Source organism: Candidatus Accumulibacter sp. ACC012 (genome assembly GCF_907163155.1).
GTDB lineage: Bacteria > Pseudomonadota > Gammaproteobacteria > Burkholderiales > Rhodocyclaceae > Accumulibacter > Accumulibacter delftensis.
Genome location: NZ_CAJQUC010000002.1, coordinates 612,232 through 636,714, shown reverse-complemented (window position 1 = coordinate 636,714; position 24,483 = coordinate 612,232). Strand labels below are relative to the sequence as shown.

The window sequence follows — 24,483 nt, the reverse complement described above, 5'->3', positions numbered from 1 at the left end:
ATAGTCACCGTCGCCTTGCAGTCCCAGACAAAGAATCGCCCAGTTGGCGGCAAGTTATCGGACGGCGGGCAGGGTCGGCGGCACGATGCGCAGATAGCTTGGGCCGCCGCTGGCGTCGTCCCTGATCAGCTCGAAACGCGCCGGGCGGCTGCTTTCCGGTATGTGCTGGCGCAGGGTTTCAAGCCAGCGATCGAGTTCAGGCTGGTCGATGTGGCGGCTATAGACCGCCCATACCGTCCATACCGCGCCTGCCGGGCGGGTCGGCAGCCGGGCAGCGATGTCGGCCGGGTCGTCAGCGAGCGTGGCGCTGATGCCGGTGTCGACGCTGTTCTGGCGGGTCATCGGCGCAGCCGCCAGTGTTGCCGGGCGTGGCTGCTCTGCTGCCGTGCTGACCGGCTGCTCGGCTGGCATTTTGCGCTCGACCTGTTTGGCTTCCTGCCGGGCGATCTCGCCGGTGGCGCCCTCGCGTGCCGGGCCTTCTTCTTTCGGGGTGTTTGTAATGCCGCTTGCCGCCATCTTCGCCGGGCGGCTTGTCTGTTCCGTCATCCGGGCTGCGGCTGGAGGTGCAGGCTGCGCCGCGCGTGCGTCGGCGCGCGCGTCTTGTGCCATGCCGCTGCCGGGTGCGGCATGGCGTTCTCGTGCGGCGAGTTTGCCCTTGTCTTGCGCGCCTTGCCGCATGGCGCCAGGGGTTTGTTCCAGGGCGACTTGTGCTTCGGCAAGTGCGGGCTCCGCGTTTTGGCCAAGTTCCGCTTTCTTCGACGCGTCCTTCGTCAGCATTGCTGTCTGGAAAGCGTCTTGCACCGCGACTTGCTGCGCGTCGGGGGTGAGGGTGAGCACGAGTTGCGTGCTGATTGCTGCCAGCAAGCCAGCCAGTGCCGCCCAACGCAGGTCGAAGCAGCGAAAGCGGAGGAAGGCGCGATTCTTGACCGCGGTGGCTGCGGGGGCAGCTTGGGTGGCTGGCGCGGTAACTGCTTGCGCACGCAGCCATTCTTCGCTGGCCGGCGCAAGCGCGGCGCCAAGCATGGCTTGTGGACTATCGCCTTTGGCGATGCCCGTCAGGACGGCCTCGCGGCGGGGAGCTTGTGCAGATTCAATGCTGGCGGCCATCTTCAGGAAGTTGGCTTCCAGGCTGGCGGGTGGTTCAAAAGCCGAAGGAATGGCCTCGAGGCGCGCGGCTGTCTCTGGCGCTGGGCTGGGCGAGGTGGTTACCGTGGCGGCCGCCTGAGGTGGTGTGGCAATTGCCGTGGTCTGTGCAGCCTGTGCCGCTCGCGCAAAAACTGCCTCGAATTCAGCCTCGGCCGATGGGGTATAGGCGGGCAGCTCGCATAGCAAGCGGGCCAGGCGGTCTTCGCCGCGCAGAAACTTTTCGAAGGCCTGGCTCACCTGGATCACGCCTGTGCCTCCAGTTCGCGGCGCAGGCGGGTGAAAGCGTAGCGCAGGCGGCTCTTGACGGTTTCGAAGCCTTCGCCGACGGTGTGCGCGATTTCTTCCAGACTCATTTCGCTGAAAAAGCGCAAGACCACCACTTCGCGCTGATTGGCGGGCAGGGCGAGCAAGGCCTGGTGCACCCGGTCGAGATTCTGGCGCAGGGCCAGTTCGGCTTCCGGCGCGAGATCCTCGGTGGGCGCTTCGAGGCGGCTGTCGTCGAGTTCCGCGCGTTGCTTTTCGGCCGAAGAGCGGCGCAGGTCGAGCCACAGGTTGCGGGCAATCTGGAACAGGAAGGTCCGGAAGGCCGCTTGCGGTTTGTAATCCGCGCAGCGTGTCATCAGCTTCTCCCAGCTGCGCTGGGTGATGTCTTCGGCCTGGGCGACATTTCCCTGGCACTGCCAGGCGACGAAGTTGAAGAGCGCCCGGTTGTGGCGCCGGAAGAGCTCGCTAGCGGGTTTCTCGACCAAGCCGTTGGCAACCAGCAGCATCAGGTCTTCATCAGGCAGCGCGGCAAGTTCGGCGGCGGTCTTCATGGCGCGCAGTATAGACCGGCCGCTCCGCCCGCGGGCGAGCAGGCGCGCAAAGCGGGCACCAAGCGCTGCGAGCGGGTGCTGTATCAGCCCGCGGGCTTGCTCCCCAGGGCCGCCGCCAGATCAATCAAGCGCAGGAACTCGCCGCGGTAGCCGTACTTGTCGCTGCCGGTGTTGGCCAGCGCCAGCTTGCGGACGTCGGCATAGCGCCAGTCGCCGGTGTATTTGCCGCCGCGCAGAAGCTGTCCGTAGGCTGCCACGGCGCTGGCGAAGCGAAATTCGCTACTGGCGGCCTCGAACGTTTTGATTGCCTGGCGTTGTAGAGGGAAGTCGATGAGCTGGCTGGTGCTGCTTCCGGGCTGTTTATAGCGCAGCTTGAGGTGGCCGAGTTCGTTGCCCAAGGTGCTTTCGACGCTGGCTTGCGGGGTGTAGCGCAGCGCGTCGACGCTGGCCTTGCTGCCGGCCAGGGTCAGTTCGTAGAGTGCGGTGACGGTGTGGCCGGCGCCGATATCGCCGGCATCGATCTGGTCGTTGTTGAAATCCTCGCGCGCCAGCTGACGGTTCTCGTAGCCGATCAGGCGATACTCCTTGACCACGGAAGGATTGAATTCGATCTGCACTTTCACGTCGCGGGCGATGGTGGCCAGAGTGGAAGTCATCTCATTGACCAGTACCTTGTGGCCTTCCATCAGGCTGTCGATGTAGGAATAGGCGCCGTCGCCGACATCGGCAATCTGCTCCATCATCGCTTCGTTGTAGTTGCCGGTGCCGAAGCCGAGGGTCGACAGCGAGATGCCGGATTTGCGCTTTTCTTCGATCATGCTTTTGAGCTGGCGCGTGTCGGCGATGCCGACATTGAAATCGCCATCCGTAGCCAGCAGGATGCGGTTGATGCCGCTTTTGATGAAGCTCTGTTGCGCGGCGGCGTAGGCGAGTTGAATGCCGGAAGCGCCGGCCGTGCTGCCGCCAGCCTGCAGGGCATCGATCGCCGCGCTGATGGTGGCTTTTTCCGTGCCGGCCGTCGGTGGCAGGATCACCCGTGTTCCCGAGGCGTAAGTCACCAGCGAGATGCGATCCTCGGCGCGCATCTCGGCGACCAGCAACTTGAGCGAGGACTTGAGCAGCGGCAGCTTGTCCGCGCTGTTCATCGAGCCGGAGACGTCGACCAGAAAAACCACGTTCGCCGGCGGCAGGGCTTGTTTGGCGACATCCTGCCCCTTGATGCCGACGCGCAGCAGTACGCGCTCCGCATTCCAGGGGGCGGGTGCCATCTCGGTATGCACGGCAAACGGACGATCGTCTTTCGGCAATGCGTAGTCATACGGGAAGTAGTTGATCAATTCCTCGACGCGCACCGCGTCGGCGGGCGGCAATTGGCCGGCATTGAGCATGCGTCGCACATTGCTGTAGCTGCCGGTGTCGACGTCGATGCTGAAGGTAGACACCGGCGCTTCGGCGACCTGTTTGACCGCGTTGTCCGTGAGCTGGCTGTAGCGCTCGCGCGCCTCGGGCGGCATGGCTGCCATCGGATAGGCGGCCGGTGGCGGTAGCGTGGCGACGGGTCTCTGATCGGCGGCCACCCTGGCCGGTGTTTCGAGCTTCGCCTCGTTTGTCCTGCTCGCCTGGCTGGGCGAGACGTTTGTGGCCATCATCTCGGCCGGTTGTGGCGCCGCCTTGGCCAGCATCGGCGGGGCTGTCGGAGCGGCTGGGGTGGCTTGCGCGGTCGGGCGAGTTTCGCTCTCGGCCACGCGTCCGAGCGCAGATTGGTCGCTGCGTGGCTGTGACTGGGTGGGCGTGCCGTACTGTTGCGACGGCCCACAGGCGGCGAGCAGGCCGGCCAGCAGCATGACGAGCAAGCGGGATGGGGTGCGAGGTTTCATGGTCAGGCTCCTGTTTCTTGGTCCAAGTTTCGGTGCGCCGAGGCGCGATCTCTTGACGCTTTTTCGCATTCTTGGGTGACGAGTGCGTGAATGCGTGAATGCGTGAACGCGGATGCGTGATAGTGAAACGGACGAGAACAGAAAACCGGGTCAAGTCGAGCCTGATTTTTTTATCGGTCGGTCGCTCCGCGCTACTGCGGCCCACCGGCACCCTCCGGCTGGCGGATGGCTTCTACGTCAGGCGTACCGCTGACGATTCGATCGCGCACGCTCCTACATCTGCAGGCGGCCGGCGTAGCCAGTCATCTCCAGGTAGCCGCGGCCGCTGAGGGCGCCTTCGAGACGGACCAGACCTTCCCAATAGACGACCGGCAGCGGCCGGCTCGTTGCGAGTTCCTGATCGTCGAGTATCGGCCGCGTGCGTACACTCAGCTCGCCGAGACGGATTTCGATCTGCACCGGGTAGCTGGCGCGGCTGCGTGGCGAGGACCAGTTGCGGATCGGCGTGAAGACGACTTCGTCGGCGGCGAACTGGCGCATACGACCGTGGGCATCGCGCCAGGCGGCGTGCGCGAAAACGGTCGCGCCTCGCGCGTCGCGCATGCGAAAAGCCATCAGCGCGCCACCGTCGTCGAGGTTGATGCCCACCCAGTCCCAGCCGACGGCGCCGTCGCCAAGAATGGCGGTCGACCATTCGTGATCGAACCAGGCACGGCCGCTGGCCGCCTGGCGCTGGCCGTCGAGGACCAGCGAGCCAGTCACCTGCAGCTGTGGCCAGCTGACGTAGTGGCTGCTCAGATCCGGGGCGTGGCCTTTGCGGGAATAGCCGCCATCGCCCTGCAGCATTAACGGCTGCGATGGCGTCAGCGTGAAGTCGTACGAGAACTGGGCGCCCTGCATCTGCAGCCTGAAAACCTCACCCGTGCTGCGCTCCTCGCGGTGCATCCGCCAGGCGCCGATGTGTACGTCGCAGTCGCTGCTCGAAAAGCCGGCGCCAAGATTGGCGCGCGCGGCGCGTTCGCTGTGCACAAGACGCTCGCCGGGAATGGTCAGCGCGGCGTGTGCAAACAGGATCTGGTGTGCCGCAAGTGGCGAGCGCAGGTCTTCCGCGCTGCCCGGTCGGCTGCGAAAGAAGGTCAGTTGAAAACCGATATCGGTCCGTGGCGAGTCGAGGGCGCCGGTGACGTACCACCATTCGGTACGAAAATCCGGATGCGCGCCGTGGTCACGCGGGAAAGCCAGTTCGACGCCGCGGCTGACCGGTGCATAGGTGACCGGCGGTCGCACCGGTGCCGCCAGGGCCAGCGTCGGCAGGAGCAGGGGAGTGCACAGGAAGCTGCGGCGACGCACGGGTGGGTTTCCTTCCGCCTACTGGGCGTTGGCCAGGACCTGGGCGACCGGCAGGCGGGTCGCCTGGCGCGCCGCGTAGCGACTGGCGAGTACCGCCGCCGCCAGGGTGATGGCCGCGCCGGCGAAGACCACGGCCCAGGGAATCGCCAGCGTCATTCGCCAGTGAAAAGCCTGCGGATTGACGACATGCGTCAGGATGGCACCGATGGCGATCCCGCAGGCCAGGCCGATGAGCAGGCCGACGGCGGCGATCAGCGCACCTTCGAGCATCACCGCGTGGCTCAGCATGCGGCGGTCGAAACCCAGCGCGCCGAGCGTCGCCAGTTCACGGGCGCGCAGCCAGACGCTGGCGGCCAGCGTCACCGCCAGTCCGAACAGACCGATCAGCATCGCGGCGGCTTCGAGCGCGTAGGTCACGGCGAAGCTTTTGTCGAAAATCGACAGGCTCAAGCGGCGAATGGCGGCGCTGTCGGCGACTTCCAGGCCGTACTGCTCGGCCCAGGGCGCCAGCCAGGCGCTGGCCTGCGCTTCCTGCCCGGGCAGCGTCCACAGCGCCAGGTCGGTGGGCTGGAAATCACCGCCGAGTTGCTGATAATCCTCCCTGCTGATGACCACGGCGCCGAATTGCCGGCCGTAGTCGCGCCAGACGCCGCCAATGAAAACTGGAACCTGGCGTCCGAGCAGCGGCAGCTGTAGCGTCTGAGCGGGCGCCAGGCGGTAGATTTCGGCCATTGGTTCGCTGATCCAAACCGCGGGCATGGCGGCCGGCGGCGCCAGCAGCGGGCCGGTAAACGGCAGGCGTGCTGCCGGGTCGCGAGGCTCGATTTCGCGTATCAGGAGTGCCACCTGCGGTCGCTGCGGGTCGATGGTCAGCGCGGCATTGGCCATGCGCTCGACTTTGGCGAAGGGTGCGTCGGGCTGTGTCAGGGCGCCGAGCAGGTCCTGCGGCAGCGGCGTGGCCTTGCTGCGCAGGTAGAGCGGCGCCGGCAGGACGTGATCGAGCCATTCGTCGACGGCGATGCGAAAGCTGGAGACCATGATCACCATGCTCGCAGTCAGGGCGAAACTGACGATCAGCCCACTGGCCGCCACCTGCGCCATCAGCGGCGCCTGTGCGACATTCTGCAGCGCGATGCGTTGCGGCGCCGGCAGGGGCTGCGCGCTGAGCCAGCCGAAAAGCAGTTGCGTGAGCAGCGGCGCGCTGGCGATGCCGACGACCAGCACCAGGGCGATCGACGCATAGCCGGCGAGCGGCAGTTCGAACAACGGCGGCAGCTGCGCCAGCGCGAACGCGGCCAGCGCCAGTAGCGGCGGCTGCAAGGGCAGCGACGACAGAGTTCGCAGCCGCGCCAGCCAGGAATGCCGAGAATGCCAGGAAGTCCCGGAATGCGCGGCGAGCGCTGCCTCAGCAGGTGGCCGTTGTGCAAAGCCGGTCTTCAGTGCCTGCGCCAGCGGCTGCATGCGGTTCAGGTAGGCCGGGTAGCTGGCGCCGGCCAGGCTGGCCAGGCAACCGAGTGCCAGGAAGAGCAGCGCCGGTGCCGGCGCCGGGACGATCAGCGGGGCGCTGCCGGCGAAGTAGCCACCGCCGAGATCGCCGCCGAGCAGCTGGGTGAAGGCGACGGCCAGCGTGTAGCCGAGGGCCAGCCCGAGCAGCGCTCCCGGCACGCCGATCGCCACACCTTCGAGCAGGACCTGCAACAGGCGCATGCGCGGCGAAAGGCCAAGGACGCCGAGCAGGGCAAACTGCGTCGAGCGCTGGGCAACCGCGGTCAGCTGCGTGGCAAAGACCAGGAAGGTGCCGGTGAGCAGGGCGACCAGCGCCAGGACGTTGAGATTGACGCGATAGGCGCGTGAGAGGTTGGAGACGCGTGCGCTGTCGTCGTCGGCGGCGCGAATCAGCAGCCCCGCCGGCAGTCGCTGCGCCCACGCCTGGCGCCAGCTTGCCAGATCGGTATCCGGCGCCAGGCGCACGCGGCCCTCGCTGACTGCGTCGGCCGGGCCGAATCGCGCCTGCACCCAGGCAATGTCGGCGACCAGCAGCAGGTCGCCAGGGCGCGCCGCCGGCAGGTCGCCGGCGAGCGTCGCCAGCCACTGCTGCTCGCCACGCAGCAGCTTCAGGGTGTCCCCTGCGCGTGTGCCGGAGTCTTTGCCTTCCTTGCCCTGGCTGCCTTTGACTCCGTGGGAAAGCTGGTCGAGCAGGGCCGGCGAGGCGTAAACGCCGCCGTCGAGGATATTCGGCGCGGCGGCCTGCTCATCCTGGCGCGGCAGCAGGTCGGGCATTACCGCCGCGGCGCTGAAAACGTCGATGCCGATCAGGCGCACCGGGGTAGGCGCGTTGTCGATGCGCACGCGCGTTTCGATGACCGCGGCGACGAGCAGCACCGCCGGGTCGCGGGCGATGGCGTTGATTGTCGCCAGCGGCACGCTGCCAGCGCTGTCGCGCGCCGCGATGACCGCGTCGGGGTCGCCCTGGACGCTCTTCATCGCCCGTGAAAAGTCGCTCAGCGCGGCGTCGTTGATCAGATGGATCGCGTAGCCGAGCGCGACACCGAGCGCGATGGCCAGCATCGAGAGCAGGGTCGCTGCGCGCCGCGTCTTGAACTGGGCGCAGATCAGCCACCAGGAAAGCGTGCTCAGCGCCCGCATCCTGCCCGCTGGCAGCCCCTTACTGCTGATCATTCCCCGGCGCGCCGGCATCCCAGCAGGCCGTCCGGGGTCAGCGTCAGGATGCGGTCGCAGGACTGTGCGACGTGCTGCGAGTGAGTGACGACCAGCGCGCTGGTCTGTTGCTCGCGGACCCGTTCGAGCAGCAGCGCGAGGACCTCGTCGGCGGTGCGTGGGTCGAGGTTGCCGGTCGGTTCGTCGGCCAGTACCAGCGCCGGACGGTGCACCAGCGCGCGGGCAATGGCCACGCGCTGCAGCTCGCCGCCCGACAGCGACGCTGGCCAGCGCGGCCCAAAATCCGCCAGACCGACGCGTTCGAGCAGCGCCTGCGTGCGCGGCGTATGCTCGCCGGCGGGTACTCCGCAGAGCAGCAGCGGCACGGCGATGTTCTGCGCGACGGTCAGCGTGGGCAGGACATGAAAGGCCTGGAAAACGAAACCGATGCTGCGCGCGCGCAAGGCGGCGCGCGCCGTCTCGTCGAGAGCGACGATGTCGAGGGCCTGCGGGCCGATGGCGATAGCGCCGCGGTCGGCGGTATCGAGTCCGGCGATGCAGTTCAGCAGGGTGCTCTTGCCGACGCCTGATTCGCCGACAAGAGCGACGATTTCACCGCTGGCGATGGCGAAGGAGAGGGCGCTGAAGAGCGGCCGGCTGGCCCTGCGGTACTGTTTGGCGAGGTCGGCGACGCGCAGCATCGATCAGCCGCCGCCTGCCGCGGTGCTCGATCCAGGGGATCGGCAGCCGGACATGCACCCCCGCACACAGTTGCCTTGCGTCGATGCAGATCTCGCCGAGGTGCGGAGTGACAGCATCTTCTCCTCTCTGGTGCGCAGTGCGCTGTTCGGGTGCCCGGCGTGGTCCCGGACGTGGCTTGTCGCCGGCCGCCGGGTGGGCGACCGCCTATTTACTCGTCGAATTGGCCCGCAGGCCGCTCAAGATTTTCTGCCCGGCGCGGCCGTCGGCAGTCATGCCCAGGCGTTGTTGCTCGACCTTGATCGCTTCGCGGGACTTGGCGCCGATCATCCCGTCGGCTTCTCCGATCGGGTGTCCGCGGGCGAGCAGCAGGGTCTGTAACTCGCGGCGTTCGAGGCGCGACAGGCCCAGGTCATCAGTCGGCCAGGGGGTGACGAAGCCTTTGCCGCCCCTGATGCGGTCGGAAAGGTGGGCAATGGCCAGGGCGTAGCTTTCGGCGGCGTTGTAGCCATAGATTACGTCGAAGTTGCGGAACACCAGGAAAGCCGGACCCTCGGGGCCGGCCGGCAGGAGGAGTCCGGCGGCGCTATCGGTAGCGGCGATCGCTTGGCCGTCGGCACGGCGAACGCCGCGTGCCGTCCAGTAGGACAGCGGGCGCTTGTCGCGGCGGCCGGAAACGCTGCTGTCGAAGCCGGCCGGCAGCAGGACCTCGTAGCCCCAGGGCTGGCCTTCGCGCCAGCCGCCCTTGTGCAGGAAGTTGGCGGTCGAGGCCAGCGCATCAGGGACGTTGCCCATCAGGTCGCGCTTGCCGTCGCCGTCGCCATCGACCGCCAGGCGCAGGAAGGTGGACGGCATGAACTGGGTATGGCCAAAGGCGCCGGCCCAGGACCCGACCAGCTTATCCGGTTCGATGTCGCCGGAGTCGAGAATCTTCAGCGCACTCAGGAATTCGCCGCTGAAATACGATTGCCGGCGGCCGAAGCAGGCCAGCGTGCCGAGCGAAGTGAGCAGCGGGCGGCTGCCGAAGTTGCGTCCGTAGTTACTTTCGACGCCCCATACGGCAACAACCGTCGCCGCGTCGACCTGGTAGCGCTCACTGACAATGGCCAGGGTGTCGGCCCATTTGGCGCGCATTGCGAGGCCGTCGGCGACGCGTTCCTCGTCGACCAGGCCGGAAAGGTAGTCCCAGATCGGCGAGCGGAACTCGGGTTGGTAGTCGAGAAACTCGAGCACGCTGAGGTCGGGCGACAAGCCGCTGGTCAGACGGTCGAAGGAGGCTGTCGAAATGCCTCGCTTTGACGAAGCGACGGCACGCTGCGTCTTCATGCATGAGCTGAAGCGATCGTTCGGATCGACTTCCTGGGCGGCGACGGCGCTGGTCATCAGCGCCAGGGAAATGGCGAGGCAGGTGATTTTCATGGCAGGTCTGTGATCAGTGGGGACTTGGAAGGGAGGCTTGCGGCTAGCGAGTGCGTCAGGCTCGGCAGCTACCATGGAGAGGCGACAGCGAGGCAGGCGGTCGTGAATTCGCGCGTTCGATCGTGAGTGTCGCAGATTCAGCCGAAGTCAGGACTCGCGACTCGCGACCGGAAAAACTCAGGGCGTGCCGGGAGTGCGCGGACGACCCGTGGCGCGGCCCTGGTCGTCGTTCGACGACTGTGCGGGCGCGGTGCTCGCGCGGTACTCGTCCTCGCTGATGACTTCGCCCTCGATTACCCGTCCGCCCGCTGGTGGCGTTTGGTAGCCGCCTTGGCGGCCGGCCTGCTCCTGCATGCGTTCGTGCAGGTCGCGCAGGTGTTGCGGCAGGTGGCGCGTTTTCCACTTGAGGTAGGCGAAGATCAGCACGCCGACGACGAGCACGACGCCGAGCGCGAGGATCGAAAACATGAAAGCGACGACCAGAATCAGAATGCCGGCTGCAATCGTCAGCAGCTTGCCGACGACGCTCGTCGGGGGGCCTGCCAGCGGCGCTCGGTAGGCGCCGGATTGTTGCTCATTGATTTTCATCGAAATCCTTGTGGGTACGTTCCGTGAGGAAGCGCTAGGTCTGCTGCGCATTGTAAAGTGTCCGTGGCGCGGCGGCCAGTCACCTCTCCTGGACCGCGTCGGCGGCTGGCCACGGCGGATGGAGTGGCGTTGGCTCTCCACTCAGGGCAAAAAAAAGGCCCGCCAGGGGGGACTGGTCGGGCCTGTGCTGCCGCCGTTGCAGTATTCCCAACGAGGGGAGGGGAGGAGGAACACCGCAGCGACAAACGAATACTATCGGTACCCGTGCCCCGAGTCTGTGTGCTCTCTGTCTCGCTATGTGACAGCGTGTAAGAAGTCGCTTCAAAACTTCAAGTGATAGGCGAAATAAACACCACAAACTACTGATGCAAAGTATAAGAAAGACTCGTGCTATCTCGATTCGGTGAGGGTTTCGGGGCTGTGCCTAGATCCGAAAGGGATCGTCGACGCCGTCAAAAAGGCGGCTCAGGACTTGCTGCTCCCTGTCTTCGATGGCGTCCAGAAAGTCGCTGCTCGAGCCCATGCCCCGAAAGGCATTGAAGCCGCGGTCCAGGAACTGGTGCAGGTCGCCGAGACCAGCGAGTTGCGCGGGGTGACGCATCATTTTGAGAAGACTGCTCAGCAGCGGCTTTTTTGTCAGCCTGTCGAGTGCTTGGCCGGTTTCGCGAATCAGGACGATTTGGCGCTGGCGCTCGGCCCGGCAGGCGACGGCACGGTAGGCCGCGGCGTAGGCGGCTTCGTCGATGTGCTCGATCTGCCCGGCGCGACAGAGTTCAGTGACCATCGCCGAGTCGAGTTCTTCGGTCAAGGCGTCGAGTTCGACAGCCAGCGCGATGGTGCGCAGCGCCGACGCCGGCAACATCTTGATCAGCAAGGGCAGGATGCGCTCGACTTCCTCGTCGCGGCAGCTGAAGTCCTTGGGCCCGTAGAGGTCCGAGATGAAGAAGCTGGCGGCGGGTCCGAAGCGCGGACTGCCAAGCAGTTGGCGATGGCTGCGCACCAGGCGGTCGGCCTGCCATTCCCGCAGGTACAGGCGCGCGCGTGCTGCCGCCGGATCCACCTTCGCCTGCTGGCGCAGATTCTTCGCTGCTTTCAGGTGTCGGCGCAGTGCTGCGGCGCTTTGCTGTTTCTCTATTGAGGCTGTCGGATCGTTCATGGAGAGGATTATGCCCGGCCGCGCGGAGGCTGTTTAGAGGGCTTCGCCTAACGAGAAGCGCCGCTGCAACATACACTAGCTCTGCACCACAGCTTAGTGTGGAAGTAGTGTACGCGACTCACCAACCTTCCTTCGCCCGTCGTGGGAGAAGGGTCCGGGGTGAGGCGGGGAGTTCAGGAAGCATGCTCCCTGCCCGGCGAACGATTCCGGCGTGCAAGCCGGAATGCGCACTGCAAGTGAGAGGAGGGCGGTCATGACTTCCATGATCCGGTGTTTCTCGGCAGGTCATGATCGTTAGCAAGGAGTACTTGATGCCTCATTCTGAAACGTCGACCGCGCGCTTGGCCCAGCTCCAGGCGCAGCCGCTGGCCGAGCGCTTTGCCCTGCAGCAGGGTGCGGCACGCGGTGACCCGAATCCGCAGCGCGCGGTCCGCGAACGCCGTTTGGCGGCTCTCGATCAGATGCTGCGTGATAACGCGGTGGCGATTGGCGAAGCGGTCAGTTGCGATTTTGGCCACCGCTCGCCGGCTGAAACGCGTTTGCTCGAGCTCTTCCCGAGTTACGAAGCGATTCGCTACGCACGCCGCCACCTGCGCCGCTGGATGCGTCCGCAGCGGCGCTCGGTGTCGCTGTGGTTCCAGCCGGGGCGGGCAGAAGTTCGCTATCAGCCACTCGGCGCCGTGGGCATCATCGTCCCCTGGAACTATCCGATTCTCCTGGCCATCGCTCCGCTTGCCGCGGCACTGGCAGCCGGCAACCGGGCGTTGGTCAAGATGTCCGAGATGTCGCCGCATACCGCCGCGCTGTTCGCCACCCTGGTCGCGCAGACTTTTTCTGCGGACGAGTTGTCGGTGGTCGAAGGCGACGCCAGTGTCGCGCAGGCGTTTTCGCAACTGCCTTTCGATCATCTGCTATTTACCGGTTCGACTGCCGTTGGCCATCATGTCATGCGCGCGGCGGCCGATCATCTGACGCCGGTGACGCTTGAACTCGGTGGCAAGTCGCCGGCGATCATCGCTCCCGGGCTGGCGGCGAGCAAGGATTTCGCGCGCGCCGTCGAGCGCATCCTGATCGGCAAGTGCATGAACGCCGGCCAGACGTGCATCGCGCCGGACTATGTTTTGCTGCCGGCCGGTGACGAACAGGCGTTCATCGATTGCGCTCGCGCCGTCGTCGCCAGCGCCTATCCGCAACTGGCGACGAATGGCGATTACACGACGATCATCGACCCGCGCCACTACGCTCGCCTCAGCGCTTACGTTGACGAGGCCCGGGCGAGCGGCGCAAAGATTATCGAACTGGCCCCCGCTGCGGCTGCCGACGCGGCGAAGCGCTGCTTGCCGCCGTTGGTGCTACTCGGCGTCGGCGACACGCAACGCGTCATGCAGGAGGAGATCTTCGGGCCGCTGTTGCCGCTTCGGCCCTACCGGCATCTCGACGAGGCGATTGCTTTCGTGAACAGCCGGCCACGCCCGCTGGCGCTCTACTACTTCGATAGCGATCGCGAGCGTATCGAGCGAGTGCTCAATGAAACAGTTTCCGGCGGTGTGACGATCAACGACACCATCCTGCACATCGCCCAGGACGACCTGCCTTTCGGCGGTGTCGGCGCCAGTGGTATGGGCTGCTATCACGGTTTCGAGGGCTTCGAGACCTTCTCCTCCAGGAAGGGCGTCTTCCGGCAGTCGCGGCTGTCCGGCATCGGCCTCTTCAAGCCGCCGTATGGCCGCCTGTTCAAGCTCTTGACGCGGATCATCATGCGATGACTTACGGGCGTCGACAGTTTATCCAGACCGGGCTCGCCGGCGGCCTGCTACTGTCCTTTTCCGGTTGGCTCAACGCCGCCGGGCCGCGGCGTTTCAGCGCCGCCGAACGCGAGATGCTTGGCGCGGTGGTCAACGCCATGCTCGACGGCGTCCTGCCAGCGCAGGGCGGGCAACGGCAGCCACTGCTGGCGCAAACCGTCGACGGCATTGCGAAGGCCGTGGCCGGTCTTTCTGCAGCCAGCCAGCAGGAGATCGGCGAGCTCTTCGGACTGCTGGTGATTGCGCCGGCGCGCAGGGTACTTGCCGGCGTCAGCACGCCGTGGCGTGAGGCCAGCGTCGCCGAGGTTGGCGAATTCCTGCAGTCCTGGCGGTTCAGCCGCCTCAGCCTGCTGCAGAGTGCTTACGGGGCTTTGCACGATCTCACCTACGGCGCCTGGTACGGACGTCCGGAGGCCTGGCAGGCGATCAGCTATCCCGGACCACCGCGAGGGTATTTCTGATGGAAGATCCGATCAAGCTCGGCCTGGCCGGCGGCTGGAAACATATTGACGCGTCGGCATTGCCGCACAGCCAGACGATCGACACCGATGTGGTGATCGTCGGTACTGGTGCCGGCGGCGGCGTTACCGCCGATCTGCTCAGCGCTGCCGGTCTGCGCGTCGTCCTTGTCGAAGAGGGGCCGCTGCGCTCGTCAAGCGACTTCAATATGCTTGAAAGCGAGGCCTATCCCGAGTTGTACCAGGAATCGGCGGCGCGCAAAACGGCCGACAAGGCGATCAACATTTTGCAGGGCCGCTGCGTCGGCGGTTCGACGACGGTGAATTGGACCAGCAGCTTTCGCACGCCGCCCGAGGTCTTCGACTTCTGGCAGCGCCACTACGGTCTGCACGAGCTGAGCGCCGAGTCGATGAGCTCATGGTTCGCGGTCATGGAGCACAAGCTGTGGGTGCGTCCCTGGGATACGCCGCCGAACCCGAACAATGCGCTCCTCGCCGCCGGTGCCGCGAAGCTCGGCATTGCGGTCGGCCATATCAAGCGCAACGTCAAGGGCTGCTGGAACCTTGGTTATTGCGGTATGGGCTGCCCGACCAACGCCAAGCAGTCAATGTTGCTGACCACTATCCCGGCCGCCTTGAACCGCGGCGCGACGCTTTACACTCGCCTGCGCGCCGAGCGTTTGCGTTGCGATGGCAGCCAGGTCGTAGCGCTTGACTGCAGTGCACTGCAGTCCGACGGAATTCACCTTTCCGGCCGGCGACTGCGTTTTCGTGCTCGCCACTTCGTCCTTGCCGCCGGTGCCATTGGCAGTCCGGCGCTGCTCATGCGCAGCAGCGTTCCCGATCCCTACCGGCTGCTCGGCAAGCGCACTTTCCTGCACCCGGTGGTGATTTCCTCGGCACTGATGGACGATCGCGTCGACGCCTACGCCGGTGCGCCGCAGTCGATCTACAGCGATCACTTCCTGCACCAGGCGCCGATCGACGGTCCGCTGGGCTTCAAACTCGAAACGCCGCCGTTGCACCCGGTGCTCTATTCGACGACCCTGCAGGGCCACGGCGAGGCGCACGCTCGTCTGATGGGCGACTTCACCAAGGTCAATGTCGTGCTGGCGCTGTTGCGTGATGGCTTCAACCCCGCAAGCCGCGGCGGCCAGGTGCGCCTCGGCGCCGGTCGCCTGCCGGTGCTCGATTATCCGCTCGACGCGGTGATCTGGGAGGCCGCGCGCCGTGCTTTGCTGGCGATGGCCGAGATCCAGTTCGCCGCCGGTGCTCGTTGGGTGACCCCGGTGCACGAGACGACACCCGACTATACGAGCTGGGCGGCAGCCAGGAAAGGAATCGCCGAACTGCCGCTCAAACCTTTCCTTTGCCGGGTGGTCAGCGCGCACGTGATGGGTGGTTGCGGCATGGCCGATGCTCCGCAGCGCGGCGTCGTCGATCACCGCGGACGACACTTTTGGCTCGATAATCTTTCAGTGCTCGACGGTTCGGTTTTTCCGACCAGCCTGGGCGTCAATCCGCAGCTTTCCATTTATGGTCTGGTTGCTCGCAATGCCAGTCTGCTAGCCGCGGAGTTGTCGGGCCGGCCGCTTCCCGCCATCCCCTGAAGGAGTCATACCGCCATGCTCGCACGCGCCCTTCGCCTTTCGCATGTGCTGGAAATCACGTTTTACGTCATCCTGGTGATGAGTATTGGCGACACCTCGTTTGCCGCCGCCGTTCCTCTTGCGCTGCTGATCATGCTCGCGTTGCGCGCCGTGGTGATCGCCGTCAGCTACGCCTTTGCCCGGGCCTACGGCTTGTTGGCACCTCGCTTGTCGGCGCGGAAAAGGCTTTTGATGGCGCTTGGCGAGTACGCGAGTTTTGTCGTCACCTTCACCGTCATCATGCCCTTCGAGCGCTGGTGGATGGGCGACGATCGTCTGCAAGCGCCGACTGACGAAGGGAGAACAGCGGCTGCTGTGGCTAAGCGCAGGCGGCCGCCGATCCTGCTGATACACGGCTATGGTTGTTCGCGCGGTGCATGGTGGTGGCTGCGTGGACACCTCGAAGCGGCCGGCTGGACCGTGGCGACGATCAGCCTGGAACCGATCTACACGAGCATCGACAATTACGTCGATCCCGTGGCCAGGCGGGTCGACGAGCTGCTCGCCGCGACCGGTGCCGCACAGGTGATCCTCGTTGGCCACAGCATGGGCGGGCTGGTTTCACGTGCCTATCTGCAGCGCTATGGTGACGCGCGCGTCGCCCGGCTGGTCACCCTTGGGACTCCGCATCAGGGCAGTGAACTGGCGCGCCTCGGCCTCGGTGACAACGGTCGCCAGATGCGCCCGCACAGCCCCTGGCTGCAGGCCCTGGCCAGTCCGCCAGCGAGCGTCGACGCAGTGGCCCTCTACAGTCCGCACGACAATTTCGTCATGCCGCCAGCGCTGCTCGAATTGCACGGTGCGCAGGAGCAGAGGATTGACGGCGTCGGACACCTGGCGATGCTTTACTCGCCGCGTGTCATTCAGGCGCTGCTGACGGTGCTCGAGCAGACTGCGGCGCGTCGCCCGGGCGCAGTGAGCGATACCGGCGAGATCTCTAATGCCGCAGACGCCTAGCCGAGCCGCAGCAGCCGCGCCAGAAAGTCAAAAAACAGGCAGTACAGGGCGATCGGCAGCGGCAGTCCGAGCAGGGTGGCGATCATGTACTCGCGAAAGCGCACACCCGACATCGCCAGCGCGTAGTTGAGCGCCGGCACGGTCTGGAAGATGACTCTCAGGACGACCATGCTGCCAATTGGCCGGGCATCGAGCTGTGCCAGCAAGCGCGTGGCGAGGGGACTGTGCAACTGCCGCAAGGCATCGCCGCCAAGCAGGCGAATGCTCAGGAAGGTGAGCGCACACGACAGGCACGCGGCAAGGTAGGTCACTGCGCCACCCCAGATGCGGCCGAGGGCGAGCACTGCCGCGGCCAGGAAAATCCACCCCGGAATCTGGATGAGATTGCCGAGCGCAAACAGCGCCACGAAGATCAGCAGTCCGCTGAGCTTGTTCTCCAGGAAGCGCTCCTGCAGAAACTGGAGACTGAAGTGATCGCGCAGCCCGGATAGTTCGAAGCTGGCGAAGAGCACGCCGAGAAACAGGACCACGGCCAAGAGGCGCGGCCAGGGGATGGCGCGCTGCTTCAGCATGCGGCGGTTGAATTCATGGCTCTTCCTGGCACAAAAAAATACTTCGGCTCGACTGTAAGCCATCGCCGACATGCGACGACCATAGCATTGCTGGCCACGAAAACCATGCTTCCACTCCCTGCTACTGTGTAAAACGTGAGAACAACAAGATGAACGAACTGCACGGACTATTCTTCTGGGGTTTTCTGCTCCTCTTCGGCGCCGCGATGTATCTGATCTCGCCGCGCAGCAGCGACGCTGCCGGTTTTTTCCGTGGCCACGACGCACAGGGGCGTGAACCTTCGGAGTGGGCCTTGATGATGAGCGTTTTCATCAGCTGGATCTTTGCCAAATCGGTGACCAATGCCGCCAACCTCGGTGCCGCCTACGGTATCGTCGGCGGGCTGGCCTACGCCACCTACTGGCTGTCGATTCCGCTTGCCGGCGTGGTCATCTACCGCTTGCGCACCCGTGAGGGGGCGACCGGACTGGTCTCGTTTCTGGTCGGAAAATACGGCCGCGGTGCGGCGCTGGCGTTTTCATTAGCCATCCTCGTTCGCCTGTTCAACGAGGTGTGGAGCAATACGGCCGTCGTCGGTGGCTACTACGGCGAGTCGGGATCGGCAGCCTTCATCGGCGCTGCGCTGCTGTTCACCGCCGTCGTCCTGTTCTACAGCCTCAAGGGCGGCTTGCGCAGTTCGATTTTCACCGACGTCATCCAGGCCGTCGTCTTCCTGCTCTTCCTGGGCGTCGTCGTCGCCCTGGTACTGCCGGCACACTCACCGACGCAACTGCTGAGGGAAGGCAGCTTCACGCTGGCCGGCGGCGTCGACCTGCTGCTGGTCGCCTTGCTACAGGTTTTCTCCTACCCCTTCCACGATCCGGTGCTCACCGATCGCGGCTTCATCTCGCGCGAGAAAAGCATGTTGCGCGCTTTCATCGTCGCTGGCGTCCTGGGCTTCCTGGGTATTGTCGCCTTCAGTCTGGTCGGTGTGCACGCGCGCCTCGAAGGCATCACCTCGGGCAGCAATATCCCTGCCGACGTCGCCCGCGGGCTGGGTTTTGCCGGCTTCTTCGCGATGATCGCGGTGATGATTTCCTCGGCCGCTTCGACCCTCGACTCGACTTTCTCCTCGCTGTCGAAGTCGGTGGCGCAGGAGCTGCCAATGCTTGCCCGACGCGCCCCCCTGCCGCGTGCGGTGCGGGTCGGCGCGCTGACCATGATCGTCTTTGCGCTGCTCGGCAATCTGCCGATGCTCGCCGGCACCGACATCCTCAAGGCGACGACGATCAGTGGCACCATGGTCATCGGCCTGGCGCCGATCTTCCTCTTCTCGCGCTGGGTCGGCTACTCACCGCTGTCTTTCCACCTCGCCTTCTGGAGTGGCATGCTGCTTGGTATTCTGCAAGTCATGCAACTTATTCCGGCAAGCTGGGCGATCGGTGACGGCAAATACGCGATCCTGCTCGGTACCAACCTCTACGGCCTGGCGCTCTGCTCGGCAGTGTTCTTCCTGCCCTTGCTGCTGCCGAGCCATCGCCTGCGAAGTTGCGGGAACGCGGCTTGAGGAGCGCCGGATTGCCGCGCATGCACACCGCGATTTTCGCGTGCAAGGCGGATAGCGGGGTAGCTTGCGCTTGTCGTCGGAAAGCTGGTGGTAGCGTGTCGCCCGATGAATCGGGCTCCTACATTTGGCCTTTTATCTGGCTACGATGCAGATGTGGAATCGCTTCGGGCTTGCGTCGTCACTCCCAGCTGTGGGGATGCCTTCGGCTAATGATAGCCGTCGAAGCTTCAAGTGGAGGCAAACCTGCCCATCGAAGTTGAAACGGGTCGGCGCGGCTGATGTCAGGAGTCAGCGGCGAGCGAAGCGAGTCCGTCGCAAGGTCGCGCTAGGCCCTTCGCGAGTTCAACGCTGAGCGCAGTGATGTCGAGTAGTGGTATCCCCGCGACAGCGCGTCATGCCGCTTGTTTGCCGCCATGGGATCTCCGGCATTACATTCCATGACCACGAGTTCCGAGGCGACCAAATCGAATTGGCTACACCGATCCCAGAAGAGGTCGGTGCTCTGCTGATGGCCAGCTTCAATGACGTTCTTGCTCGGCCGAGCAGTCAGGTAGCAAATTACGGATGTTTCAACGTATATCTTGCGCTTCATGGACTCAGTCCTGGCTCGAATAGCATCGTTGCAGCCTTGGAGGATTGTAAGGTCGCAACGCCAGTGGTCAATCGTTTTTAACTTGCAGGTCAGCGGACTGCGGCATGGCTGGTGGGCCTGGATGCGAACTGGAGGCGGTCCAAGCCGAGGCGTAGCTTGTGAAAGGCCAGTTCCGGGTTGGAGAGTCAAGTGTAGGAGCCCGAGTCATTGGGCGATGACTCTACGACCACGTTCGTCACGACAGCAAAAGCCCTCTCCGAGCACACAATCATCGAAACGCCAAACGCTCTCGTGGTCCTACCTTATCCGTTGGGTACTCTCTCCGCTGCGGTGTTGCCTCAACGCTCAGCGCGTCTCGCCGCACGACTTCTCATACTAAAAGCCGAATGGCGCGATCGCTTGGTGCAACCCTGATGATCCGTGGTCACGCTCACGACAGCGCTTGCCAGACCAGCGAGGCAGGTCGATACTGGGTGCATCTTCCGGCCATGCAAAGACTTCCCGATGCGACAGCGGCCCTTAACGGTAACGGCACCTCAAAAAATGCCAGCGATCGTCAGGTTCGCACAGCTGGCGATCCATGTTTGGTCGCGCGCCGTTTGCTCGCCCGCCATAGATGTTCTGGCGGCGCAGCTCTGCCTCCTGTTTGCGCTTCCCACCTTGGCGGCCGAGCAGGAAGTCTTCGTTACTCGCGGTGCCGGCAGCCCCGTCTTCTCTGATCGGCAGCAGCCTGGCGCCAAGGCGGTGACCTTGCCACCGATCAATGTTGTCGAACCCGTTCCTGTATCGAAAGCCGATGCCAGCCCACGATCACCTGAGGAAGAAGGCAGAACACAGGCAGCGACGCTCGCTTACCGCAGCTTCCGCATTGTCTCCCCGGAGGACAACGGCAGCGTCGTCGCCAACAGCGCGCTCTTCGACGTGCGCGTTGCCATCGAGCCGCCGCTGCAGCTCGGCGCCGGGCATGCGATCGAAGTCAGGGTCAACGGCCAGGCCGTCGGGCAGCGCTTTACGGCCAGCGAATTCACGATTCCTCCGGAGTTCTGGGGCGATGTACTGCCGCCAGCCAATCAGCGCCAGCAGCTCGACGCGACGATTGTAGACCGCTACGGCGCGGTGCTTGAACAGGCCGCGCCGGTGACCTTCATCCTGCGCCATGTTTCCGGCGGCTATCAGCGACCGTGGCACGGGCCAGGTTACAGGCCGGGCTATGCTCCGGGACACCGACCAAGGCCGACGCCTCTGCCAATTGAAAAGCCACAGCCGCCGCCGGCGCAGCCATTTGACCCGTGGGAGGAGAAATTCAAGCAGGAGGGGTTGCGTTTCTACGACCCGCAGGCGCAGCCAGGGCGGGATAAGCCTCGCGGGGAGCTGCCGAGACGTAGCGATGGTCATTGACGCCGCGAAGCCGCTGGCCGTCTTGCGCATGGGCCTCGGTTAGGGCGCCCGACGCCAACCACCAGGCGCCCAGCACGGCCCGCCGATCGTCTACCGGCCCCCAGCCGTGCGCCACAGGTTTCGAGCCACTAATTATTGCTGTAGAATCCTGTGCTTTTCGTATGCGACGCGGCGGAATGACCGTGCGAGCGCGAATGCGAAGCTGAAGTGAGTGGAAGTTTCGCGAGGATGTGTTCGCTCGCTTGCGGGTGCTTGGCGAACACTCATCAAGACCGCTTGCATCGTGAACGCTGCGGCTGTCGAACGCTGACGTGCCGGCAGCATGGCCTCTGTCACTTCGCTCTGGCAGCTCAGTGCCGTATTGTCCGGAGGCTCGGGTTCTTTCGGCCGAGCTGAACACACACACCTTTTTGCCCGTATGACAAGGATTCTTAATGGAAACGAACGCCGCCAACACTGACACTGACACCGACGCAGTCGCCGAGACCGGCGCTGCCGCCGAAGCAGCCGTAAACCCACTTGAGCGCCGACTCGATCTGTCGATCGCTCTCGCCGATCTCGACAAGGAAGTCGATCAGCGTCTGAAGCGCCTTGGCAAGAATATGAAGATGTCGGGCTTTCGCCCCGGCAAGGTTCCGGCGAGCATCATTCGGCAACAGTACGGTGACCAGGCTCGCCAGGAAGCGCTCAGCGAGGCGCTCGGCAGCTTGTTCAGCGCGGAGGTGACGAAGCAGCAGTTGCGCGTTGCCGGCAGCCCGAAGATCGAGAACGGGAGCGGCGAGAGCACGACGCACCTGCAGTTCTCGGCAGTCTTCGAGGTTTTTCCAGAGATCGTGGTCAAGGATATTTCGGCTATGGAAGTCGAGCGTCCGGTTCTTGACGTCGGCCCTACGGAGGTCGACGGCACGATCGAGATCCTGCGCAAACAGCGGGTGCGCTATGAGCCGGTCGATCGGGCGGCGGCGAGCGGCGACCGGGTGAGCATCGACTTCCTGGGCAAGAAGGATGGCGTGCCTTTCCAGGGCGGGGAGGGCAAGGATTATCAGTTCGTTCTCGGTGAAGGCAAGATGTTGGCCGACTTCGAGAGTGCCGTGATCGGTACGCCGGCGGGCGAAAGCAAGTCCTTCGAGATGACTTTTCCGAGCGAGTATTTCTCCAAGGAACTCGCCGGTCAGACGGTGAGCTTTGAGATCACGGTCAAGGAAGTTGGCGCTCCGGTGCTGCCAGAAGTCGATGCCGAATTTGCCAAGGGACTGGGCGTGGAAGATGGCGACCTGGTCAAGATGCGTGCCGAAATCGAGGGCAATCTCAAGCGCGAGGTAAAGAAGCGCCTGCAGGCGAAAATTACCAGCCAGGTCATGGATTCACTGCTCGAGGCCAATCCGGTCGCCGTGCCGGGAGCGCTGGTCGACCGCGAGATCGAGCGTCTGCAGGACCTGGCCCGCCAGGATATGGAGCAGCGCGGGATGAAGGTCAAGGACCTGCCGATGCAGCGCGAATGGTTCGTCGATCAAGCGACGCGTAGGGTCCGGCTGGGCCTGGTGCTTGCCGAGATCGTCAAGCAGAACGAGCTGCAGGCGAAGCCGGAGAAGGTGCGGGCGCTGGTCGAGGAGGCCGCGCAGAGCTACGAACATCCCGAGGAAGTCGTCCGCTGGTACTATGCGCAGCGCGAGCGCTTGGGCGACTTCGAGAGCGCGGCAATCGAGGGCAATGTGGTGGACTGGATGCTGGCCAGCGTGAAAGTGGTCGACAAGCCGGTCGCCTTCGGCGAATTGATGGGGCAATCATCCTGAACACGCAACACTCGCGCAGCAGAGGAGCCGAAATGAACATAGACCATGGCAGCAGCTGGGATCCGCAGGCGCTGGGTCTGGTCCCGATGGTGGTCGAGCAGAGCGGTCGTGGCGAACGCGCTTACGACATCTACTCGCGCCTGCTCAAGGAGCGCGTCATCTTCCTGGTCGGTCCGGTCAATGATGTGACCGCCAATCTGGTGGTGGCGCAGCTGCTTTTCCTGGAGGCGGAGAATCCCGACAAGGATATCCATTTCTACATCAATTCGCCTGGCGGTTCGGTTTCGGCTGGCCTGTCGGTCTATGACACCATGCAGTTCATCAAGCCCGCAGTGTCGACCTTGTGCATGGGACAGGCCTGCTCGATGGGGGCGTTTCTGCTCACGGCTGGTGCGCGCGGCAAGCGCTTTGCCTTGCCCAATTCGCGAGTGATGATTCACCAGCCAATGGGTGGCTTCCAGGGCCAGGCTTCCGATATCGCGATTCACGCCAAGGAAATTCTTTCGCTGCGTGCCAAACTCAACGAATTGATGGCGCATCACACCGGCCAGCCGATGGAGCGTATTGAACGCGACACCGACCGTGACAATTTCCTTTCGGCCCAAGAAGCGGCAGAATACGGTCTGATCGACAAGGTACTGGCCAATCGGGATGCGGTTTGAGCTCGCATCCGGGCGGTGTCCATAGGTGTCCATACGGATTGACAGTGAGGTAGGTCGAGATGTCAGAAAAGAAAAGTGGCAGTGAGAAGCTGCTCTACTGCTCGTTCTGCGGCAAGAGTCAGCATGAAGTAAAAAAGCTGATTGCCGGGCCGTCAGTGTTTATCTGCGACGAGTGTATCGAGCTCTGCAACGACATTGTGCGCGACGAGATCGCCGGTGAGCAGGGCGGTAAGGGCGCCGACGGCGAACTGCCGACCCCGAAGGAAATTGCGGCTCTCCTCAACCAGTACGTAATCGGTCAGGAGCAGGCCAAGCGCATTTTGTCGGTGGCCGTCTACAACCACTACAAGCGCCTGCGTCATCATGGCAAGAGCAAGGATGAGGTTGAACTCGCCAAGAGCAATATCCTGCTGATCGGTCCGACAGGATCGGGCAAGACCTTGCTCGCGCAGACGCTGGCGCGGATGCTCGATGTGCCGTTCGTGATGGCTGACGCGACGACCTTGACCGAGGCCGGCTATGTCGGCGAGGACGTCGAGAACATCATTCAGAAGCTGCTGCAGAAGGCCGACTACGACACCGAAAAAGCGCAGCGTGGCATCGTCTACATCGACGAAATCGACAAGATCTCGCGCAAATCCGACAATCCGTCGATCACCCGCGACGTTTCCGGTGAAGGTGTGCAGCAGGCACTGCTCAAGTTGATCGAAGGCACGGTGGCTTCGGTGCCACCGCAGGGTGGGCGCAAGCATCCGAACCAGGACTTCGTACAGGTCGATACGACAAACATTCTGTTCGTCTGCGGGGGGGCTTTCGATGGCCTCGAAAAAGTCATTCGTGACCGTTCGGAGCGTGGTGGTATCGGCTTTGGCGCCGAGGTCAAGAGCAAGGACAGCAAGAAGGCGATTGGCGAAGTGCTGCGCAGCGTCGAGCCCGAGGATTTGATCAAGTTCGGTCTGATTCCCGAGTTGATCGGTCGTTTGCCGGTGCTTGCCACGCTTGAGGAGTTGTCGGCGGCTGCACTGGTCGACATTCTCGTCGAGCCCAAGAACGCGCTGGTGAAACAGTATCAGAAGCTTTTCGCAATGGAAGGCGTGGGGCTGGAAATCCGCCCGGCGGCGATGATGGCGATCGCCAAAAAAGCGCTGCAAAGGAAGACCGGCGCACGTGGTTTGCGCTCGATTCTCGAGTCCGTCCTGCTCGATACGATGTACGAACTTCCCGGTATGGACAATGTCTCGGAGGTCGTTGTCGACGAGAATGCCATCGTCGGCGATGCCCAGCCGATCCTGGTCTATACGGATCAACCCAAGGTTTCTGGCGGCAACTGATGTCCTGGCCG

Annotated in this window: 19 protein-coding genes; 9 read left to right on the top strand and 10 right to left on the bottom strand. The window is 64.2% G+C overall.

Annotated features, from left to right (window positions below):
• Positions 1-54: 54 nt before the first annotated feature.
• The 9 genes from QZ648_RS03380 to QZ648_RS03340 all read right to left on the bottom strand — a co-directional run bounded on the left by QZ648_RS03380 (position 55) and on the right by QZ648_RS03340 (position 11,708).
• Complete coding sequence (locus QZ648_RS03380) at positions 55-1,392, bottom strand: hypothetical protein (protein WP_169067668.1); 1,338 nt, start codon at positions 1,390-1,392, stop codon at positions 55-57.
• Entirely contained in the window at positions 1,389-1,961 is a 573-nt protein-coding gene (locus tag QZ648_RS03375) for a sigma-70 family RNA polymerase sigma factor (RefSeq protein WP_169067669.1), read from the bottom strand. The genes QZ648_RS03380 and QZ648_RS03375 overlap by 4 nt, the downstream gene beginning before the upstream one ends.
• 83 nt (positions 1,962-2,044) lie before the next feature.
• Positions 2,045-3,484, bottom strand: a complete 1,440-nt coding sequence (locus tag QZ648_RS03370; protein WP_291996137.1) for a VWA domain-containing protein — start codon at positions 3,482-3,484, stop codon at positions 2,045-2,047.
• 627 nt (positions 3,485-4,111) lie between these two features.
• On the bottom strand, positions 4,112-5,188 hold the full coding sequence (locus QZ648_RS03365; protein ID WP_169067671.1) for a lipocalin-like domain-containing protein: 1,077 nt from the start codon (positions 5,186-5,188) through the stop codon (positions 4,112-4,114).
• Between the two features lie 18 nt (positions 5,189-5,206).
• Entirely contained in the window at positions 5,207-7,867 is a 2,661-nt protein-coding gene (locus QZ648_RS03360; RefSeq protein WP_169067672.1) for an FtsX-like permease family protein, read from the bottom strand.
• Positions 7,864-8,547 (bottom strand): ABC transporter ATP-binding protein, encoded by a 684-nt coding sequence (locus QZ648_RS03355; RefSeq protein WP_169067673.1) that lies wholly within the window; start codon positions 8,545-8,547, stop codon positions 7,864-7,866. Before QZ648_RS03355 ends, QZ648_RS03360 begins: the two co-directional genes overlap by 4 nt.
• Before the next feature lie 205 nt (positions 8,548-8,752).
• A complete protein-coding gene (locus QZ648_RS03350) occupies positions 8,753-9,964 on the bottom strand; it encodes a lytic murein transglycosylase (RefSeq protein WP_169067674.1) in 1,212 nt (403 codons plus the stop codon).
• Positions 9,965-10,141: 177 nt separating this feature from the next.
• Positions 10,142-10,552: a hypothetical protein gene (locus QZ648_RS03345; RefSeq protein WP_291996101.1), complete on the bottom strand. Its 411-nt coding sequence runs from the start codon at positions 10,550-10,552 to the stop codon at positions 10,142-10,144.
• A 424-nt stretch (positions 10,553-10,976) separates the two neighbouring features.
• The gene (locus QZ648_RS03340; protein ID WP_169067676.1) at positions 10,977-11,708 is read right to left on the bottom strand and encodes a hypothetical protein; all 732 of its coding nucleotides are present in this window, start codon (positions 11,706-11,708) and stop codon (positions 10,977-10,979) included.
• A gap of 311 nt (positions 11,709-12,019) precedes the next feature.
• Here QZ648_RS03340 and QZ648_RS03335 point away from each other — a divergent pair, with 311 nt between their 5' ends.
• The 4 genes from QZ648_RS03335 to QZ648_RS03320 are packed head-to-tail and all read left to right on the top strand — an operon-like array spanning position 12,020 to position 16,577.
• The gene (locus QZ648_RS03335; protein ID WP_291996100.1) at positions 12,020-13,474 is read left to right on the top strand and encodes a coniferyl aldehyde dehydrogenase; all 1,455 of its coding nucleotides are present in this window, start codon (positions 12,020-12,022) and stop codon (positions 13,472-13,474) included.
• The gene (locus tag QZ648_RS03330) at positions 13,471-13,974 is read left to right on the top strand and encodes a hypothetical protein (RefSeq protein WP_291996099.1); all 504 of its coding nucleotides are present in this window, start codon (positions 13,471-13,473) and stop codon (positions 13,972-13,974) included. The genes QZ648_RS03335 and QZ648_RS03330 overlap by 4 nt, the downstream gene beginning before the upstream one ends.
• Positions 13,974-15,581, top strand: coding sequence for a GMC family oxidoreductase (locus tag QZ648_RS03325; RefSeq protein ID WP_169067679.1), 1,608 nt, complete (start codon positions 13,974-13,976; stop codon positions 15,579-15,581). The genes QZ648_RS03330 and QZ648_RS03325 overlap by 1 nt, the downstream gene beginning before the upstream one ends.
• Positions 15,582-15,596: 15 nt before the next feature.
• Positions 15,597-16,577 carry an alpha/beta fold hydrolase gene (locus tag QZ648_RS03320; protein WP_291996098.1) on the top strand — a complete coding sequence of 327 codons (981 nt, stop codon included), beginning with the start codon at positions 15,597-15,599 and terminating at the stop codon, positions 16,575-16,577.
• On the opposite strand, the gene QZ648_RS03315 is transcribed toward QZ648_RS03320, so the two are convergent.
• Positions 16,574-17,149: a VTT domain-containing protein gene (locus QZ648_RS03315; RefSeq protein WP_169067680.1), complete on the bottom strand. Its 576-nt coding sequence runs from the start codon at positions 17,147-17,149 to the stop codon at positions 16,574-16,576. The two genes, QZ648_RS03320 and QZ648_RS03315, sit on opposite strands and share 4 nt — an antisense overlap.
• A gap of 149 nt (positions 17,150-17,298) precedes the next feature.
• On the opposite strand from QZ648_RS03315, the gene QZ648_RS03310 reads away from it, so the two are divergent.
• The 5 genes from QZ648_RS03310 (at position 17,299) to clpX (ending at position 24,472) form a co-directional block, all read left to right on the top strand.
• Positions 17,299-18,696 (top strand): sodium:solute symporter, encoded by a 1,398-nt coding sequence (locus QZ648_RS03310; RefSeq protein ID WP_291996097.1) that lies wholly within the window; start codon positions 17,299-17,301, stop codon positions 18,694-18,696.
• A gap of 1,135 nt (positions 18,697-19,831) precedes the next feature.
• On the top strand, positions 19,832-20,686 hold the full coding sequence (locus QZ648_RS03305; protein WP_291996096.1) for a hypothetical protein: 855 nt from the start codon (positions 19,832-19,834) through the stop codon (positions 20,684-20,686).
• Between the two features lie 434 nt (positions 20,687-21,120).
• Positions 21,121-22,479, top strand: coding sequence for a trigger factor (gene tig / locus QZ648_RS03300; RefSeq protein ID WP_291996095.1), 1,359 nt, complete (start codon positions 21,121-21,123; stop codon positions 22,477-22,479).
• A 32-nt stretch (positions 22,480-22,511) separates the two neighbouring features.
• The gene (clpP, locus tag QZ648_RS03295; protein WP_291996094.1) at positions 22,512-23,141 is read left to right on the top strand and encodes an ATP-dependent Clp endopeptidase proteolytic subunit ClpP; all 630 of its coding nucleotides are present in this window, start codon (positions 22,512-22,514) and stop codon (positions 23,139-23,141) included.
• Positions 23,142-23,200: 59 nt separating this feature from the next.
• The gene (gene clpX, locus QZ648_RS03290; RefSeq protein ID WP_291996093.1) at positions 23,201-24,472 is read left to right on the top strand and encodes an ATP-dependent Clp protease ATP-binding subunit ClpX; all 1,272 of its coding nucleotides are present in this window, start codon (positions 23,201-23,203) and stop codon (positions 24,470-24,472) included.
• Positions 24,473-24,483: the final 11 nt, after the last annotated feature.

Coding starts and splice junctions, on each gene's coding strand:
- QZ648_RS03375 (WP_169067669.1), bottom strand. CDS start 1,961: ATGAAGACCGCCGCCGAACTTGCCGCGCTGCCTGATGAAGACCTGATG.
- QZ648_RS03370 (WP_291996137.1), bottom strand. CDS start 3,484: ATGGCAGCCATGCCGCCCGAGGCGCGCGAGCGCTACAGCCAGCTCACG.
- QZ648_RS03360 (WP_169067672.1), bottom strand. CDS start 7,867: ATGATCAGCAGTAAGGGGCTGCCAGCGGGCAGGATGCGGGCGCTGAGC.
- QZ648_RS03355 (WP_169067673.1), bottom strand. CDS start 8,547: ATGCTGCGCGTCGCCGACCTCGCCAAACAGTACCGCAGGGCCAGCCGG.
- QZ648_RS03350 (WP_169067674.1), bottom strand. CDS start 9,964: ATGAAAATCACCTGCCTCGCCATTTCCCTGGCGCTGATGACCAGCGCC.
- QZ648_RS03345 (WP_291996101.1), bottom strand. CDS start 10,552: ATGAAAATCAATGAGCAACAATCCGGCGCCTACCGAGCGCCGCTGGCA.
- QZ648_RS03340 (WP_169067676.1), bottom strand. CDS start 11,708: ATGAACGATCCGACAGCCTCAATAGAGAAACAGCAAAGCGCCGCAGCA.
- QZ648_RS03335 (WP_291996100.1), top strand. CDS start 12,020: ATGCCTCATTCTGAAACGTCGACCGCGCGCTTGGCCCAGCTCCAGGCG.
- QZ648_RS03330 (WP_291996099.1), top strand. CDS start 13,471: ATGACTTACGGGCGTCGACAGTTTATCCAGACCGGGCTCGCCGGCGGC.
- QZ648_RS03325 (WP_169067679.1), top strand. CDS start 13,974: ATGGAAGATCCGATCAAGCTCGGCCTGGCCGGCGGCTGGAAACATATT.
- QZ648_RS03320 (WP_291996098.1), top strand. CDS start 15,597: ATGCTCGCACGCGCCCTTCGCCTTTCGCATGTGCTGGAAATCACGTTT.
- QZ648_RS03315 (WP_169067680.1), bottom strand. CDS start 17,149: ATGCTGAAGCAGCGCGCCATCCCCTGGCCGCGCCTCTTGGCCGTGGTC.
- QZ648_RS03310 (WP_291996097.1), top strand. CDS start 17,299: ATGAACGAACTGCACGGACTATTCTTCTGGGGTTTTCTGCTCCTCTTC.
- QZ648_RS03305 (WP_291996096.1), top strand. CDS start 19,832: ATGCCAGCGATCGTCAGGTTCGCACAGCTGGCGATCCATGTTTGGTCG.
- tig (WP_291996095.1), top strand. CDS start 21,121: ATGGAAACGAACGCCGCCAACACTGACACTGACACCGACGCAGTCGCC.
- clpP (WP_291996094.1), top strand. CDS start 22,512: ATGAACATAGACCATGGCAGCAGCTGGGATCCGCAGGCGCTGGGTCTG.
- clpX (WP_291996093.1), top strand. CDS start 23,201: ATGTCAGAAAAGAAAAGTGGCAGTGAGAAGCTGCTCTACTGCTCGTTC.